Source organism: Maritimibacter sp. (assembly GCF_016774595.1).
In the GTDB taxonomy this organism is placed as follows: Bacteria; Pseudomonadota; Alphaproteobacteria; order Rhodobacterales; family Rhodobacteraceae; genus Maritimibacter; species Maritimibacter alkaliphilus.
Window position 1 is genome coordinate 221,983 of the sequence record NZ_JACBWT010000002.1, and the last position, 14,738, is coordinate 236,720.

Annotated in this window: 16 protein-coding genes; 11 read left to right on the plus strand and 5 right to left on the minus strand. The window is 63.7% G+C overall.

Going from position 1 to position 14,738, the window contains the following annotated elements:
- The first annotated feature begins 90 nt into the window (after positions 1 to 90).
- Entirely contained in the window at positions 91 to 519 is a 429-nt protein-coding gene (rplQ, locus tag HOY44_RS12250; RefSeq protein ID WP_008331495.1) for a 50S ribosomal protein L17, read from the plus strand.
- Positions 520 to 616: 97 nt separating this feature from the next.
- Here rplQ and HOY44_RS12255 read toward each other — a convergent pair whose 3' ends face one another.
- Positions 617 to 802, minus strand: a complete 186-nt coding sequence (locus tag HOY44_RS12255) for a hypothetical protein (RefSeq protein WP_008331494.1) — start codon at positions 800 to 802, stop codon at positions 617 to 619.
- 120 nt (positions 803 to 922) lie between these two features.
- Between HOY44_RS12255 and HOY44_RS12260 the strand changes: the two genes are divergently transcribed.
- The 10 genes from HOY44_RS12260 to HOY44_RS12305 all read left to right on the plus strand — a co-directional run bounded on the left by HOY44_RS12260 (position 923) and on the right by HOY44_RS12305 (position 10,549).
- On the plus strand, positions 923 to 1,534 hold the full coding sequence (locus tag HOY44_RS12260; RefSeq protein WP_040884746.1) for an autoinducer binding domain-containing protein: 612 nt from the start codon (positions 923 to 925) through the stop codon (positions 1,532 to 1,534).
- Between the two features lie 115 nt (positions 1,535 to 1,649).
- A complete protein-coding gene (locus HOY44_RS12265; protein ID WP_287434896.1) occupies positions 1,650 to 2,960 on the plus strand; it encodes a replication-associated recombination protein A in 1,311 nt (436 codons plus the stop codon).
- A gap of 31 nt (positions 2,961 to 2,991) precedes the next feature.
- A complete protein-coding gene (crcB, locus tag HOY44_RS12270) occupies positions 2,992 to 3,369 on the plus strand; it encodes a fluoride efflux transporter CrcB (protein WP_138424470.1) in 378 nt (125 codons plus the stop codon).
- On the plus strand, positions 3,366 to 4,418 hold the full coding sequence (locus HOY44_RS12275; RefSeq protein WP_287434897.1) for an RluA family pseudouridine synthase: 1,053 nt from the start codon (positions 3,366 to 3,368) through the stop codon (positions 4,416 to 4,418). Before crcB ends, HOY44_RS12275 begins: the two co-directional genes overlap by 4 nt.
- Entirely contained in the window at positions 4,406 to 5,080 is a 675-nt protein-coding gene (locus HOY44_RS12280) for an HAD-IA family hydrolase (protein WP_287434898.1), read from the plus strand. The genes HOY44_RS12275 and HOY44_RS12280 overlap by 13 nt, the downstream gene beginning before the upstream one ends.
- Positions 5,077 to 5,793, plus strand: coding sequence for an ATP12 family chaperone protein (locus HOY44_RS12285; RefSeq protein ID WP_287434899.1), 717 nt, complete (start codon positions 5,077 to 5,079; stop codon positions 5,791 to 5,793). The genes HOY44_RS12280 and HOY44_RS12285 overlap by 4 nt, the downstream gene beginning before the upstream one ends.
- Positions 5,794 to 5,995: 202 nt before the next feature.
- Positions 5,996 to 7,012 carry an amino acid ABC transporter substrate-binding protein gene (locus tag HOY44_RS12290; RefSeq protein WP_008331471.1) on the plus strand — a complete coding sequence of 339 codons (1,017 nt, stop codon included), beginning with the start codon at positions 5,996 to 5,998 and terminating at the stop codon, positions 7,010 to 7,012.
- A 126-nt stretch (positions 7,013 to 7,138) separates the two neighbouring features.
- Positions 7,139 to 8,443, plus strand: coding sequence for an amino acid ABC transporter permease (locus HOY44_RS12295; RefSeq protein ID WP_287434900.1), 1,305 nt, complete (start codon positions 7,139 to 7,141; stop codon positions 8,441 to 8,443).
- A 1-nt stretch (position 8,444) separates the two neighbouring features.
- Positions 8,445 to 9,746 (plus strand): amino acid ABC transporter permease, encoded by a 1,302-nt coding sequence (locus HOY44_RS12300; RefSeq protein WP_287434901.1) that lies wholly within the window; start codon positions 8,445 to 8,447, stop codon positions 9,744 to 9,746.
- Between the two features lie 11 nt (positions 9,747 to 9,757).
- Positions 9,758 to 10,549 (plus strand): amino acid ABC transporter ATP-binding protein, encoded by a 792-nt coding sequence (locus tag HOY44_RS12305; RefSeq protein ID WP_287434902.1) that lies wholly within the window; start codon positions 9,758 to 9,760, stop codon positions 10,547 to 10,549.
- Positions 10,550 to 10,628: 79 nt separating this feature from the next.
- On the opposite strand, the gene HOY44_RS12310 is transcribed toward HOY44_RS12305, so the two are convergent.
- From HOY44_RS12310 to yidC, 4 genes are all read right to left on the minus strand, one after another.
- Positions 10,629 to 11,177: a SixA phosphatase family protein gene (locus HOY44_RS12310; RefSeq protein ID WP_008331463.1), complete on the minus strand. Its 549-nt coding sequence runs from the start codon at positions 11,175 to 11,177 to the stop codon at positions 10,629 to 10,631.
- Positions 11,178 to 11,269: 92 nt separating this feature from the next.
- On the minus strand, positions 11,270 to 12,133 hold the full coding sequence (gene argB / locus HOY44_RS12315; protein ID WP_040885637.1) for an acetylglutamate kinase: 864 nt from the start codon (positions 12,131 to 12,133) through the stop codon (positions 11,270 to 11,272).
- Positions 12,134 to 12,222: 89 nt separating this feature from the next.
- A complete protein-coding gene (gene yihA / locus HOY44_RS12320) occupies positions 12,223 to 12,879 on the minus strand; it encodes a ribosome biogenesis GTP-binding protein YihA/YsxC (RefSeq protein ID WP_287434903.1) in 657 nt (218 codons plus the stop codon).
- Positions 12,880 to 12,883: 4 nt separating this feature from the next.
- Positions 12,884 to 14,725, minus strand: a complete 1,842-nt coding sequence (gene yidC, locus HOY44_RS12325) for a membrane protein insertase YidC (protein WP_008331458.1) — start codon at positions 14,723 to 14,725, stop codon at positions 12,884 to 12,886.
- Positions 14,726 to 14,738 lie beyond the last annotated feature (13 nt).

Here is a 14,738-nt window from a genome sequence, read left to right on the forward strand (position 1 = left end):
CCGGGGACCACATGGGCAATGACGCCCCAAGGAGAGCGGCCGAAACGCATGGTCGCCAGACAAAGCAAAACCTGAGATAGGAGACTTCAAATGCGTCACGCACGGGGCTATCGCCGCCTGAACCGCACCCACGAACACCGCAAGGCGATGTTCGCCAACATGGCCGGCTCGCTGATCGAGCATGAGCAGATCAAGACGACCCTGCCGAAAGCCAAAGAACTGCGCCCGATCATCGAAAAGCTGATCACGCTGGGCAAGCGCGGCGACCTTCACGCCCGCCGTCAGGCCGCGAGCCAGCTCAAGCAGGACGCCTATGTGGCGAAGCTGTTCGACGTGCTCGGCCCGCGCTACGCCGAACGCAAGGGCGGCTACGTCCGCGTTCTGAAAGCCGGCTTCCGCACCGGTGACATGGCGCCGATGGCGATCATCGAATTCGTCGACCGCGACGTCGACGCCAAGGGCGCAGCCGACAAGGCCCGCGTTGCCGAGGAAGAAGAAGCGGCGTTCGCCGAAGAATAAGCTTCGGATCGGTCAGACCGACCCGAACGAAAACCCCGCCCGGACATCCGCGGCGGGGTTTTTCTTTGCGTCAAATGGTCCCTTGAACAGGCCGCGCTCAGTTCATGCGGCTGGGCTTGCCGGTGCGTTGCGTTTTCAAAAGCTCCAGCGCGGCTTCGAACAGGTCGGCCCGCGTGCTTCCATCCACGGGTTCGTCCGGCCACATATCCAGATGGCGCGCCAGCAACTCGCGTTGTTCGTCGTCCAGCGCGTTCAGCCACGCTACGAGATCGTCGTCATCCATGAAACCCGGTGCCTTGCGGTGAATCCTCTTGCCCAATTCTGACCGCACAATTTAAGGTTGTCAAAGAAAGCTGTAATCGCTCTAAAGAGTTGATGCGTATTTGAGACAGGGGGCTGGGTGATGTCTGATGTATTGGGATTGGACCACGGGCTCTCGCAACTTTCCGATCTCGCGCCACGGGGCTACGCGCTCGGCCTGCACATCCGGTTCGCAGCCGCGCATCTGATGATCCAGACCTACGATCCGCGCTGGACGGAAATCTATACCGAGAAGGGCTACATGCTCGCCGACCCGATGGTGTTCTGGGGCTTCGGCAATGATGGTGCGATCCGGTGGAGCGACATCGACCTTCCCGACCCGCTGAACATCATGGGGCAGGCGCGCCGCTTTGGCCTGACGTTCGGCGTGGCGGTTTCGACCGGCCTGACCTCATCGCGCACCATCGGTGGTTTCGCTCGTGACGACAGGGAGTTCACGGATACCGAAATCGCCCGTATCCGGTCGGTCGTCGAAACCCTGCACGAACGTGCGACACCGCCGGACCGGCTGACCCCGGCGCAGCGTATGGCCCTTCGGCTGGTCGCCAAGGGTAACCGCCATGCCGAGGCCTCGGCGGTGCTGGGCATTTCCGAAAGCGCCTTCAAGGCGCGGCTACGCGCGGCACGCGAGGCGCTGTTCGTGCGCACGACGGCGGAAGCGGTGCAACGCGCCCATGAATACAACCTGCTCTGACGGGTTGCGACGCCGGGGGCCAGCCCCGGACCCGTCCTGACCTCGCCCGAAAGTATTTGAACAACAGTGACGGGGGGCGCTGGAAGCCGGTGCACTCCGGGCCTAGATTGGGCGCATGGCGGATTTGTTCGACAGTGTTGGCGGCGAAGCGAAAGGCGGCGGGCCGAGGCCCTTGGCCGACCGGTTGCGCCCCGCCGCGCTGGATCAGGTGATCGGACAAGAGGCGGTGCTTGGCCCCGATGGCCCCTTGGGCGTGATGCTGGCGTCGGGATCGCTTGGCTCGCTGATCCTCTGGGGGCCGCCCGGGGTCGGCAAGACGACCATCGCGCGGCTGCTGGCGGATGTCACCGACCTTCATTTCATTCAGATCAGCGCGATCTTCACGGGTGTCACGGACCTGCGCAAGGTGTTCGAGGCGGCCAAGATGCGGCGTCAGAACGGCAAGGGCACGCTTCTGTTCGTCGACGAGATCCACCGCTTCAACAAGGCGCAGCAGGACGGCTTTCTGCCGCATATGGAGGACGGGACGATCCTGCTGGTGGGGGCCACGACCGAGAACCCGTCGTTCGAGTTGAACGCCGCTGTTCTGAGCCGCGCACAGGTCATTACGCTGAAGCGGTTGGAGCCTGCCGACCTCGAACGCATGGCGCAGCGTGCCGAACGCGAACTGGACCGCGCACTGCCCTTGACCGGCGAGGGGCGCGAGGCGCTGATCGAGATGGCCGACGGCGACGGGCGCGCGCTGCTCAATCTGATCGAGCAGGTGATGGCGTGGCGGGTCGATGGCAAACTCGACCGAGATGCGCTCGCCACGCGGCTGATGCGCCGGGCAGCGCAATACGACAAGTCGGGGGACGGGCACTACAACCTAATCTCGGCGCTGCACAAATCGGTGCGCGGGTCCGACCCCGATGCCGCGCTCTACTGGTTCACCCGAATGCTGGAAGGGGGCGAGGATCCGCGCTTCCTTGCCCGCCGTCTGACGCGCATGGCGGTCGAGGACATCGGGCTGGCCGATCCGCAGGCCAACGGCATCTGCATCGACGCGTGGGAAACGTATGAGCGGCTCGGGTCGCCCGAGGGCGAATTGGCGCTGGCGCAGGCGGTCGTCTACCTTGCCCTCGCGCCGAAATCGAACGCGGGCTATGTCGCCTACAAGGCGGCGCGCGCGCAGGCCAAGCAGACCGGATCGTCGCCGCCGCCGAAACACATCCTGAACGCGCCGACGCGCCTGATGAAGGACGAAGGCTATGGGTCGGGTTACCAGTATGACCATGACGCCGAAGACGGCTTTTCCGGTCAGAACTATTTCCCCGACGACGTGAAGCGCCCGGTCTATTATCAACCCGTCGAACGCGGCTTCGAACGTGAGCTGAAGAAGCGTGTCGACTTTTTCGCCGGGCTTCGGGCCAAGCGGCAAGGTTGACTCTGGCGCACCGGCGCGGGAGAGGGTGAGCATGTTGAACACGCTATTCACCGTCGCTTTGGGCGGGGCCATCGGGGCCTCGGGCCGATACCTCGTGAACGTCACCGCGACGCGGGTGATCGGGCACGGCTATCCTGCCGGGACCCTGATCGTGAACGTGTTGGGGAGTTTCCTTATGGGCGTCTTGTTCGTCGTTCTGGCCAAGAAGGGCGGTAATGTCTGGGCCCCGTTCCTGATGACGGGCGTTTTGGGCGGGTTCACCACCTTCTCGGCCTTCTCGCTGGACACGCTGGCGCTGTTCGAGCGCGGGCAGGTGGCATCTGCGGCGGGATATGTGGCGCTGTCGGTGGGCCTGTCGCTCGCCGCACTTGTTCTGGGCGTCTACGCGGCGCGGGGGGTGTTCGCATGAGCCGGGTTCAGACCATCACGGTGGCCGAGGGCGATGGGGATCAGCGGCTGGATCGCTGGTTCAAGCGCCAGTTTCCGCATGTGCCGCAGGGCCGGGTCGAAAAGATGTGCCGAAAGGGCGAAATCCGCGTGGATGGTGGCCGGGTCAAGGCCTCCACCCGCGTCGAGGTCGGGCAGGAGGTGCGCATTCCGCCGCTCCCCGACCCCGGTGAACGGCCCGCAACACCGCGCCCGAGCGTGACGGACAAGGACGCGCAGATGATCCGCGACTGCGTGATCTATCGCGACGACCACATCATCGCGCTGAACAAACCGCCGGGCCTGCCGACGCAGGGTGGGTCGAAACAGACCCGGCATGTGGACGGATTGGCCGAGGCGCTGACCTTCGGCTATGACGACAAACCCCGGCTGGTGCATCGGCTGGACAAGGACACTTCGGGTGTCCTGCTTCTCGCGCGCACCCGGCAGGTCGCCAAGGATCTGACGGATGCGTTCCGGCACCGCAACACGCGCAAGATCTACTGGGCCGTGGTCGCGGGCGTGCCGCTGCCGCGCAAGGGCACGGTGAAATGGGGGCTGGTCAAGGCACCGGGTCACGGCGGTCAGGGCGAAGGGGAAAAGATGCTCTGCATCCACCCGTCCGAGGTCGCCAAGGTCGAAGGTGCCAAGCGGGCCGAGACGGATTACGTGGTGATCGAAAACCTCGCCCAGCGGGCCGCCTGGGTCGGGCTGACGCCGATCACCGGGCGCACCCACCAGTTGCGCGCGCATATGGCCGAAATGGGCCATCCGATCGTGGGTGACGGCAAATACGGCGGCTCGGGGCAGGAGAACCTTGGCGACGGCTGGGGCGCGATGCTGGGCGGCGAGATTTCCAAGAAACTGCACCTCCATGCGCGGTCCATCGAGATCGAGCACCCCGTGACGAAGAAGCCGATCTTCATCGAGGCGGCGCTGCCGGAGCATATGGCGCGGACATGGGAGCAGCTTGGCTTTCGCGTCGACGACGCGCCCGACGATCCGTTCGAGGAGGAAGAATGGGCCCCCTGAAGCTCGTTCTCTTCGATGTCGACGGCACTCTGATCGACAGCCAGCATGCGATCGTGGCGGCGATGGAGGCTGCGGCGGACGAGGCCGATCTGCCGACGCCGACGCGGGCCGATACGCTGAACGTGGTGGGCCTGTCGCTGGTCGAAGCGGTGAAACGCCTCTTCGGTGACTTCGACGACTATGACCAAGCGCGGATGGTGCAGGCCTACAAGAACGCCTACATGACCGCCCGTCAGAGCGACGGGGCACCGCCGTTCTTCGCGGGGGCGCTCGCCGCGATGGAAACCCTGCACGCGCGGGACGAGATGCTGCTCGGCACCGCTACGGGCATGTCGCGGCGCGGGATGCGTCGCATCATCGAAACCTATGGGTTGGACGGGCTGTTCGCGACGACGCAGACCGCCGATGACCAGCCGTCGAAGCCGGACCCGGCCATGGTGAACGCGGCCTTGTCCGAAACCGGGGTCGCGCCCGAAGACGCCGTTTTCGTCGGGGATACGGTCTATGACATTCAGGCCGGTCGCGCCGCCGGGGTCTTCACCATCGGGGTCGGATGGGGCTATCACGCGCCGAACGATCTGGAACGGGCCGGGGCGGATGCGGTGGTTGAACGCTTCGCCGACCTGATACCGGCCATTGACCGACTGTGGAGCGAAAGATGAGCGACTGGGCACCGAAACGGTTCTGGAAAGAGACGCGGGCCGACGCGTGCGACGGGGGCTATACCGTCTATCTCGACACCCGCACCGTGCGCACACCGGCCAAGGCCGCCTTCGTGGTGCCGTCCCGTGCGCTGGCCGAGGCCATTGCCTTGGAATGGGACGCGCAGGCCGACAAGATCGACCCGTCCACCATGCCGATGACCCGCACGGCGAATTCGGCCATCGACAAGGTGCGCCTTCAGCACGCCGAAGTGGCCGACCTGCTGGCGGCCTATGGCGACAGCGACCTGACATGCTACCGCGCGGACACACCGGCCGAGCTGGTCGCGCGGCAGGCCGAGGCTTGGGATCCGCTGCTCGACTGGGCCGACGAGACGTTCGGCGCGCGTCTTGAACCGCGCATCGGTATCATGCACGCGCCGCAGGATTCCGGCGCGCTGACGCGTCTCGGCGCGCTGGTCCATGACCTCGACCCCTTCCGTCTGGCGGCGTTCCACGACCTCGTTTCCCTGTCCGGTTCGCTCATCATCGCGCTGGCCGTGATGCATGGGCGGATCGACCCCGAGACGGGCTGGGCGATCTCGCGGATCGACGAAAACTGGCAGGCCGAACTTTGGGGCGAAGACGAAGAAGCGGCGGAACATGCGGCGCTGAAAAGGCAGGCATTTCTGGATGCGGCGCTGTTTTTTCGACTGGCCGATCAAAATTCGTGACCAAGAATTTCCGGGCGCTACCGAAAATACAGACTTTCCCTAGGGTTAGGCGCGGGCCCGGATTCCCCTTGCCCTTGACGCCCATGCGAATAATTGCCCAAACTCTTGGCATGGAGGGGGCCTGCCCCATTCCTCGTATCGTCACCGGTCAACGAACCGGATCATAACGCCCGGAACGGGCGAACATCAGGAAGAGGTAAACATGAAAAAATCCGTATTTCTCGGGGCGCTGACCGTAGCTGGCTTTGTCGCCGGTTCGGCGAGCGCCGCGACGCTTGACGACGTGCAAGCCCGTGGATCGCTCAAGTGCGGTTCGAACTCCGGTCTGACCGGCTTCGCCGCGCCCGACGCGAACGGCCATTGGGAAGGCTTCGACGTCGCCGTCTGCCGTGCCGTCGCCGCCGCCGTTCTGGGCGACCCGGAAGCCGTCGAATTCGTGCCGACCACGCCGAAAACCCGCTTCACCGCACTGGCTTCGGGCGAAGTCGACATCCTCGTGCGCAACACCACCTGGACCCTCACCCGTGACGTGGACCTCAAGTTCACCTTCACCGGCGTGAACTACTACGACGGTCAGGGCTTCATCGTGCCCAAGGCGCTGGGCGTGTCCTCGGCCAAGGAACTGGACGGTGCGACCGTCTGCATCCAGACCGGCACCACGACCGAGCTGAACCTCGCCGACTTCTTCCGCACGAACAACATCAGCTACGAGCCGGTTCCGATCGAAACCAACGCCGAAGCGCAGCAGCAGTACCTTGCCGGTGCCTGCGACACCTACACGACGGACGCCTCCGGCCTCGCCGCCACCCGCGCGTCGTTCGAGAACCCGGCCGATCACGCGATCCTGCCGGAAATCATCTCGAAAGAGCCGCTCGGTCCGCTCGTGCGCCACGGCGATGACGAATGGGCCGACATCGTGCGCTGGACCCTGAACGCGCTGGTCGCGGCCGAAGAGTTCGGCATCACCTCGACCAACATCGAAGAGCTGGCCAGCGGCACCGACAACCCCGAGATCAACCGTATCCTCGGCACCGAAGGCACCATGGGCGAAATGCTCGGCCTTGAAGCCGACTGGGCGATGAAAGCCATCGCAGCCGGCGGCAACTACGGTGAGATCTTCGAAAAGAACATCGGTGAGTCGACGCCGATCGGCCTTGCGCGCGGCCTGAACGCGCAGTGGAAAGACGGCGGCCTTCAGTATGCACCGCCGTTCCGGTAAGTGACAGGGCGGGCGCGGGGGAAACCTCGCGCCCGCTTCCTTTTCAGGGGCATCAATCAGTTCATCCGGACGCAGGAGGCGGGAGAACCCGCCCAGGGAACGATCCGGGGACGACGGGGAACATGAATGACGACGGCTACCGATCCTGAAGGCGGGACCTTCCGCCCATCCATGCTCATTTACGACAGCCGGTACCGGTCCGCGACGATCCAGATCGTCGCCCTGATCGGCTTCCTGCTGCTCATCGGCTGGCTCGTGTCGAACACGGTCCAGAACCTTGCGGATCTCGGCAAGTCGGTCGGCTTCGGGTTTCTGACCGAGCCTGCGGGTTACGACATCAACCAGCGCCTGCTCGACTACGATTCTCGCGACAGCCATGCGCGCGCCAGCCTCATGGGGCTTTTGAACACACTGCTGGTCGCGGTGCTCGGCTGCATCATGGCGACCATCGTGGGCGTCATCGTCGGTGTTCTGCGCCTGTCGAACAACTGGCTCGTCGCCCGCATCATGACCGTCTATGTCGAGATGTTCCGCAACGTGCCGGTTCTGCTCTGGATCGTCTTTTCGATGGCGATCCTGATCGAAACGCTTCCCGCGCCGTCCGCTTTCCGGGGCGATGAGCCTTCGGCCAGCATGTTGCTGGGCGACAGCGTCGCGCTGACCAACCGGGGCGTCTATGTGCCCGAGCCGCTGTTCGGGCGGATGGACGAAGAGGGCAATCCGCTGTCATGGCGGCAAGGTCTGGGCGATATCCACCTGTTCGGCGAGGCGTGGTTCCGGTTCGACGTGAGCCTCGAACTCGTCGTCTTCCTGTCGACCCTGATCGCGGGCATCCTCGTGTCCCGCCTGATCGGGCAACGGGCCGACCGAATACAGAATTCCACGGGGGTGCGGCCAAAGACGTTCTGGCTGCGCACCGCCGTCATCGTCGTGCCGTCCGTCATCGTGCTCTGGCTCATGGGGTTCTATCTGGGCAAGCCCGCGCTCCGCGGCTTCAACTTCGATGGTGGCACGCATCTGAGAAACTCGTTCATCGCGCTGTGGCTGGCCCTCTCGCTCTATACGGCGGCCTTCATCGCTGAGATCGTGCGCGGCGGTATCCTCGCCATTTCCAAGGGACAGACCGAGGCCGCCGCGGCGCTGGGCATCCGGCCCCGCCGGATCATGTCGCTGGTGATCCTGCCGCAGGCGATGCGGGTCATCATTCCCCCGCTGATCTCGCAGTACCTCAACCTCACCAAGAACTCGTCGTTGGCGATTGCCGTGGGCTACATGGACCTGACCGGGACGTTGATGGGCATCACGCTCAACCAGACGGGCCGCGAGCTGGAAGCCGTGATGATGACGATGCTGATCTACCTCGCCATATCGCTCGCCATTTCCGGGGCGATGAACGTCTACAACAACCGCGTGAAGCTGAAGGAGCGCTGAGATGGAAGACCTGTCCTACGTCCGCACCGATATGCTTCCCGAACGTGACCCGCCCGCAAGCGAGGTGGGGGTGATCGGCTGGCTGCGGATGAACCTGTTCTCGGGCTGGTTCAATTCGATCCTGACCGTGATCGCGCTGGCGTTCATCTACCTCGTGCTGGCCGCGATCATCCCGTGGCTCTGGTCGCCCACATGGGGGGCCGGATCGCTGTCCGCCTGCCGCGAAATCATCGCGGAGCTGGGGAAAGAGCACGGGGGCGCCTGCTATGGCGTCATCACCGAACGCTGGCAGCAGCTTCTGTTCGGCTTCTACCCGGAAGAGCTTCGCTGGCGCCCGATCCTGACATTCGTTGGCCTGTTCGTGGCGCTGGCCCCGGTTCTGTTCAACGAAACCTTCCCCGGCAAGATGCTGTGGTTCACGGGGGCCTTCCTGTTCCTCGCGCCTTGGCTGATGTGGGGCGGGCCGATCTGGACCCCGCTTCTGGTCGCAGCCGGTCCCGCGCTGGGCTTCGTGGCCTATCGCTATCTGGTGTCGGTCATCGGCAACCTCGCCTCTGTGATCGTCGCCGTGCTCATTCCGGTGCTGTTCTGGCTGTTCCTCGTTGGTCCGCTGTCGCAGGCGATCTATGGGATCGTTCCGCTGGGCATCGAAGTCGTGGAAAGCCGCCTGTTCGGGGGCTTCATGCTGTCGGTCTGGATCGGGGTCGTGGCCATCGCCATTTCGCTCGTCCTCGGCGTGATCCTCGCGCTGGGGCGTCAGTCCGACCTGCTGATCGTCAAATACCTGTCGGTCGGGTTCATCGAGTTCATCCGGGGCGTGCCTCTCATCACGCTCCTGTTCGTGGCCTCGACGCTTCTGAACATCTTCATGCCGCCGGGCACGAACTTCGACATCATCCTGCGCGTGATGATCATGGCGACGCTCTTCGCCTCGGCCTATATCGCCGAGGTGATCCGGGGGGGGCTCGCCGCCCTGCCACGCGGGCAGTATGAGGCGGCGGATGCGCTGGGGCTGGATTACTGGAAGGCGCAGCGGCTTATCATCCTGCCGCAGGCGCTGAAAATCTCGATCCCCGGCATCGTCTCGACCTTCATCGGCCTGTTCAAGGATACGACGCTCGTGTCGATCATCGGCCTGCTCGATCCCATCGGCCTGACCGGCTCGATCCGCGCCGACGCCAATTGGAACGGCATTGTGTGGGAGCTTTACGGCTTCATCGCGCTTCTCTTCTTCATCTCCTGCTTCTCCATGTCGCGCTACTCCATGTGGCTCGAAAAGAAGCTTCGCACCGACCACCGTTAAGGAGACCAACCATGCCCACCCTGGAACTCGATACCCATATCGACACCTCGAAGATGGAAGTCTCCGACGAGGTGGCGATCCAGATCACCGATATGAACAAATGGTACGGGACGTTTCACGTGCTGCGCGACATCGACCTGACCGTCTATCGCGGTGAGAGGATCGTCATCTGCGGCCCGTCCGGGTCGGGGAAATCGACGCTCATTCGCTGCATCAACCGGCTGGAGGAACACCAGCAGGGGTCCATCGTCGTCGACGGGAACGAGTTGAACTCGGACCTGAAGAACGTCGACAAGGTGCGCTCCGAGGTCGGGATGGTGTTTCAGCACTTCAACCTGTTCCCGCATCTCACGATCCTCGAAAACTGCACCCTCGCGCCCATCTGGGTGCGCAAGGTGCCGCGCAAGGAAGCGGTCGACCGGGCCATGCATTTCCTCGAAAAGGTGAAGATCCCCGATCAGGCGAACAAGTACCCCGGCCAGTTGTCGGGCGGCCAGCAGCAGCGCGTCGCCATCGCCCGGTCGCTGTGCATGATGCCGCGGATCATGCTGTTCGACGAGCCGACCTCGGCGCTCGATCCCGAGATGATCAAGGAGGTGCTCGACACCATGATCGAGCTTGCCGAAGAGGGGATGACGATGCTCTGCGTGACGCACGAAATGGGCTTTGCACAGGCCGTCGCGAACCGCGTGATCTTCATGGCCGACGGTCAGATCGTCGAACAGAACGAACCGAAAGAGTTCTTCAACAACCCGAAGTCGGAACGCACCCAGCAGTTCCTGAGCCAGATCATCGGGCACTGATCCCCGTACATTCGGACCGCTGAAATGACGAGGGCCCCCGCGATTGCGAGGGCCCTTCGCCTGCCGTCAGGGACCGTGTCTAGGCAGAAAGCGCAGGCGGTTCGTTCGCCATGGCCACCTCCGCAGCGATCAGATCGCGCGGGACAACGAAATCAACAAGCTTCCCCATCCGCCAGATGAGGTCCTCCCAGCTGTCAATTTCAAAGTCGATGACGGCAGTAGCTCCGGTCGGGAAACGGTCGAAGATATGCGTCGCCGGCGGGGTTTCGAGCAGGCCGTGGGCCATGAACGAAGATCCCGGGTTATGGGCGATCATCATCACCGTCTTACCAGTCGCACTCTTAAGAACATTCAGCATCGTATCCGGCTCGGCCAGATAGAGCGACGGGGCGATCTCGGGGGTGCCATGGGGGCATCCGGCCTTCGAGATCAGATCCCAGGTTTCGCGCGTCCGTTCGGCCGACGAAACCAGCACCTCGTCCGGGCAAATCCCCTTGACCATCAGCCAACGACCGATGGCCTCTGCCGACGCGCGACCACGCTTGTTCAGGGGCCGATCGTGATCCGTCATGAGGGGATCGTCCCAGCTCGACTTGGCGTGACGGGTCAGAATGAGGCGCAGGGTCATACGGGGAAAATACTCGCGTTTTCAGGGTGCCCGGCCTTTCTACCCGAACACACGCATCGCGAGCAAGCCGCAGTGCAGCATACGACTTTCGTCTAACCCAGTCGGATGATCGAACCGGGGCCCTGTTCGGTATAAAGCTCAAGCAGGCAAGCGTTTGGCACCCGGCCATCAAGGATGACGACGGCGCGCACCCCACCCTCGAGGGCTGAAAGCGCCGTCTCGGTTTTGGGAATCATTCCACCTGAAATGATTCCCTCGCTCGTCATCTCGCGCACCTGCATCGCGGACAGTTCGGTCACGAACTGGCCCTCGGCGTTCTTCACCCCGGCGACGTCTGTGAGCAGGAGCAGCCGGTCGGCCTTGAGCGCCGCCGCGATGGCCCCCGCCGCCGTGTCGCCATTCACGTTGAAGGTCTCGCCATCCCGCCCCACACCGATGGGAGCGATGACCGGGATCGTTTCGGATTCCGACAGACGTTTCAGAACGAAAGGATCGACCTCGATGGGTGTGCCGACGAAGCCGAGCTTGGGGTCGGTGGGTTCGCAGACCATGAGGTTCGCATCCTTGCCGGACAGGCCCACGGCGCGGCCGCCCTCGGCATTGATCGCCGCCACGATGCGGGCGTTCACCGGGCCGGACAGGACCATTTCGACCACTTCGACCGTTGCGGCATCGGTGACGCGCTTGCCGTTCACCCATTCGCTTTCGACACCCAGTTTCGCGAGCATGTCGTTAATCATCGGCCCGCCGCCGTGGACGACCACGGGGTTCACGCCGACATGGCGCATCAGAACGATGTCGCGGGCGAAGCTTTCCATCGCCTCGTCATCGCCCATCGCGTTCCCGCCGAATTTCACGACGACCGTCGCGCCCTCGTAGCGTTGAAGGTAGGGCAGGGCTTCGTTCAGGGTCTTGGCGGTGGCGATCCAGTCGCGGTTCATGCTGAGCTTTCTCATGGGCTGATCCTCGGGGGCGGCTTCATCGGTGATACGGTCGCCGCGTGCGCTCTTCAAGGCCGTTGGCCTTTCATCGCCCTTGGCCCGCGTCAATCGAGGCCCGCGATGATCGCCCGAAGCGTGGCGATCCCGTCGCCCTTTTCGGACGAGCTCATGACCAGTTCCGGGTAAGCCGCCGGATGTTTCGACAGCTTCTCGCGCACCTGTTTCAGGATCTTGTCGCGGTCCGCCGCCTTCACCTTGTCGGCCTTGGTCAGAACGGCCTGGAACGTGACGGCGGACTTGTCGAGAAGCGTCATGATCTCTTCGTCCACGGCCTTGATCCCGTGCCGCGTGTCGATCAGCACGAAGGCCCGCCGCAGCGAGGCGCGGCCCGACAGATACGACTTGAGCAGTTTCTGCCATTTCTCGACGACTGACACGGGCGCATTGGCGAAGCCGTAGCCGGGAAGGTCGACAAGATAGGGGCCGTCGGTCGTGGTGAAGAAGTTTATTTCCTGCGTGCGGCCCGGCGTGTTCGATGCCCGTGCGAGGCCCTTGCGCCCGGTCAGCGCATTGATGAGCGACGATTTCCCGACGTTGGACCGGCCCGCGAAGCAGACCTCGATCCGGTCGTCGGGCGGCAGGCCGTTCATCGCGACCACGCCTTTCAGAAAGTCGGTCTGGGCCGCAAAAAGTTTGCGCCCCGCTTCGCGGGACGCATCGTCGGGCTCTTCGGCCAGAGGGAAGGGCAGGGGCGCGGTCACGCCCCTACTTCTTCTCTGTCGCCGGCTTCTTCTTGAAGCTCGACTTGATGTTGCCGAAGATGTCCGGCTTGGCGCCGTGCGAGCGCATGATCGTGTACTGCTGGATGAAGGTCAGCGTGTTGTTCGCGATCCAGTAGATCACAAGCCCGCTCGCGAACCGGCCCAGCATGAACATGAACACCCAGGGCATCCAGTTCATGATCGTCGCCTGCGTGGCGTCGGCGGGCGCCGGGTTCAACTTCTGCTGAAGCCACATCGAGATGCCGAGAAGGATCGGCAGGACGCCGAGCGAGAAGAAATAGAACCAGCTCGTCGGATCGGGTGCTGCGTTCGGGAGCAGCCCGAACAGGTTCAGGATCGACGACGGATCGGGGGCGGAAAGGTCGCGAATCCAGCCGAACCAGGGTTCATGGCGAAGTTCGAGCGTGACGAAAATCACCTTGTAGAGCGAGAACCAGATCGGGATCTGCAAGAGGATCGGCAGGCAGCCCGAAGCCGGGTTCACCTTGTTCTTCTTGTAAAGCTCCATCATGCCCTGCTGCATTTTCATGCGGTCGTCGCCCGCCTGTTCGCGCAGCTTCTCCATCTCCGGCTGAAGCTCTTTCATCTTCGCCATCGACACGTAGGAGCGGTAGGCGAGCGGGAACAGCACCATCTTGATGACGAAGGTCAGGGCGATGATCGACCAGCCCATGTTACCGATGAACGAATGCAGCCAGTGCAGCACGGCGAAGATCGGTTTGGTCAGGAAAAAGAACATGCCCCAGTCGATGGAGTCGAGGAAGCGGTAGATGCCCTCGTCGTTCTGGTAGTCGCGGATCGTGTCCCATTCCTTGGCGCCCGCGAAGAGCCGCGTGGAGACTTCGGCAGTGGCACCCGGCGCGACCTCGATGGTCGGCAGGCGCACTTCGGTCTGATAGATGTCGGCGCCTTCGACGTATTTCACGACCGCCGTATAGGGCTGGCCGCTTTCCGGCACGAGGATGGTTTCCCAATAGTGATCGGTGAAGCCGACCCAACCGTTCTCGGTGATCGCGGTGGCCTCGGCGGGGGCGCCCTCACGCGGGTCGCGGTCGAGTTCGCGGGCGTCCTTGTAATCTATTTCCGACAGTTCGGTGTCGTCCTGACGGATCACGCCCTCATGCAGAATGAAGAACCCCTTGAGGTTCGAGGGTTCGCCGTGACGCGCGATCAGGCCGTAGGGGGCGAGGCGTTGGGCGATGTCGGACCCGTTCTCGACCGACTGCCGCACGGTGAAGAGGTAATCCTCGTCGACCGAGATCGTGCGGCGAAAGATCATGCCTGCGTCGTTCGTCCAAGCCAGCGTGATCGGCGTTTCTGGGGTGAGCGTGTCGCCCTCTTCGAGTTCCCATTGGGTCATCGCGCCGGGGACGTCGGCATTGCCGAGGTTGCCGCCCGGAGCCCAGCCATAAAGCGTGTAATAGGCCTCGTCCGAACCCGACGGCCGCAACAGCGTGACGGTATCGGACCCCTTGTCGAGCGAGACGCGGTAGTCGGACAGATGCAGGTCGTCGATACGTCCGCCGATGAGCGAGATCGAACCGGACAGTTTCGGCGTCTCGACCGGAATGCGCGGGCTGTTTTCCAGCGTCTGCGCCGTGGTCGTCGTGTCGGGCGTGGCCTCCGGCGCGGCGTCAGTGCCGGTCTGCTCGGCCGCATTCGGGGGCGTGGCGGCCCCGTCGGTTGCACCGGGGGCGAGGGTTTCGGCAACCTCCTCGGGCTGGACGGCTTCCGGTTCCGCAGGTGGGAACAGGAGCATCCATGCCGTGATGACCACAAAGCTCAGGACCGTCGCGATAAGGAGGTTTCGATTCTGGTTTTCCATAAAGGCCCACCAC

Bases quoted from the DNA above. Each gene is read 5' to 3' on its own strand.
- HOY44_RS12295 (WP_287434900.1), top strand. From the start codon at position 7,139: ATGACGACGGCTACCGATCCTGAAGGCGGGACCTTCCGCCCATCCATG.
- rplQ (WP_008331495.1), top strand. From the start codon at position 91: ATGCGTCACGCACGGGGCTATCGCCGCCTGAACCGCACCCACGAACAC.
- HOY44_RS12265 (WP_287434896.1), top strand. From the start codon at position 1,650: ATGGCGGATTTGTTCGACAGTGTTGGCGGCGAAGCGAAAGGCGGCGGG.
- HOY44_RS12310 (WP_008331463.1), bottom strand. From the start codon at position 11,177: ATGACCCTGCGCCTCATTCTGACCCGTCACGCCAAGTCGAGCTGGGAC.
- HOY44_RS12280 (WP_287434898.1), top strand. From the start codon at position 4,406: ATGGGCCCCCTGAAGCTCGTTCTCTTCGATGTCGACGGCACTCTGATC.
- yidC (WP_008331458.1), bottom strand. From the start codon at position 14,725: ATGGAAAACCAGAATCGAAACCTCCTTATCGCGACGGTCCTGAGCTTT.
- HOY44_RS12300 (WP_287434901.1), top strand. From the start codon at position 8,445: ATGGAAGACCTGTCCTACGTCCGCACCGATATGCTTCCCGAACGTGAC.
- HOY44_RS12285 (WP_287434899.1), top strand. From the start codon at position 5,077: ATGAGCGACTGGGCACCGAAACGGTTCTGGAAAGAGACGCGGGCCGAC.
- HOY44_RS12255 (WP_008331494.1), bottom strand. From the start codon at position 802: ATGGATGACGACGATCTCGTAGCGTGGCTGAACGCGCTGGACGACGAA.
- crcB (WP_138424470.1), top strand. From the start codon at position 2,992: ATGTTGAACACGCTATTCACCGTCGCTTTGGGCGGGGCCATCGGGGCC.
- HOY44_RS12290 (WP_008331471.1), top strand. From the start codon at position 5,996: ATGAAAAAATCCGTATTTCTCGGGGCGCTGACCGTAGCTGGCTTTGTC.
- HOY44_RS12260 (WP_040884746.1), top strand. From the start codon at position 923: ATGTCTGATGTATTGGGATTGGACCACGGGCTCTCGCAACTTTCCGAT.
- HOY44_RS12275 (WP_287434897.1), top strand. From the start codon at position 3,366: ATGAGCCGGGTTCAGACCATCACGGTGGCCGAGGGCGATGGGGATCAG.
- HOY44_RS12305 (WP_287434902.1), top strand. From the start codon at position 9,758: ATGCCCACCCTGGAACTCGATACCCATATCGACACCTCGAAGATGGAA.
- argB (WP_040885637.1), bottom strand. From the start codon at position 12,133: ATGAGAAAGCTCAGCATGAACCGCGACTGGATCGCCACCGCCAAGACC.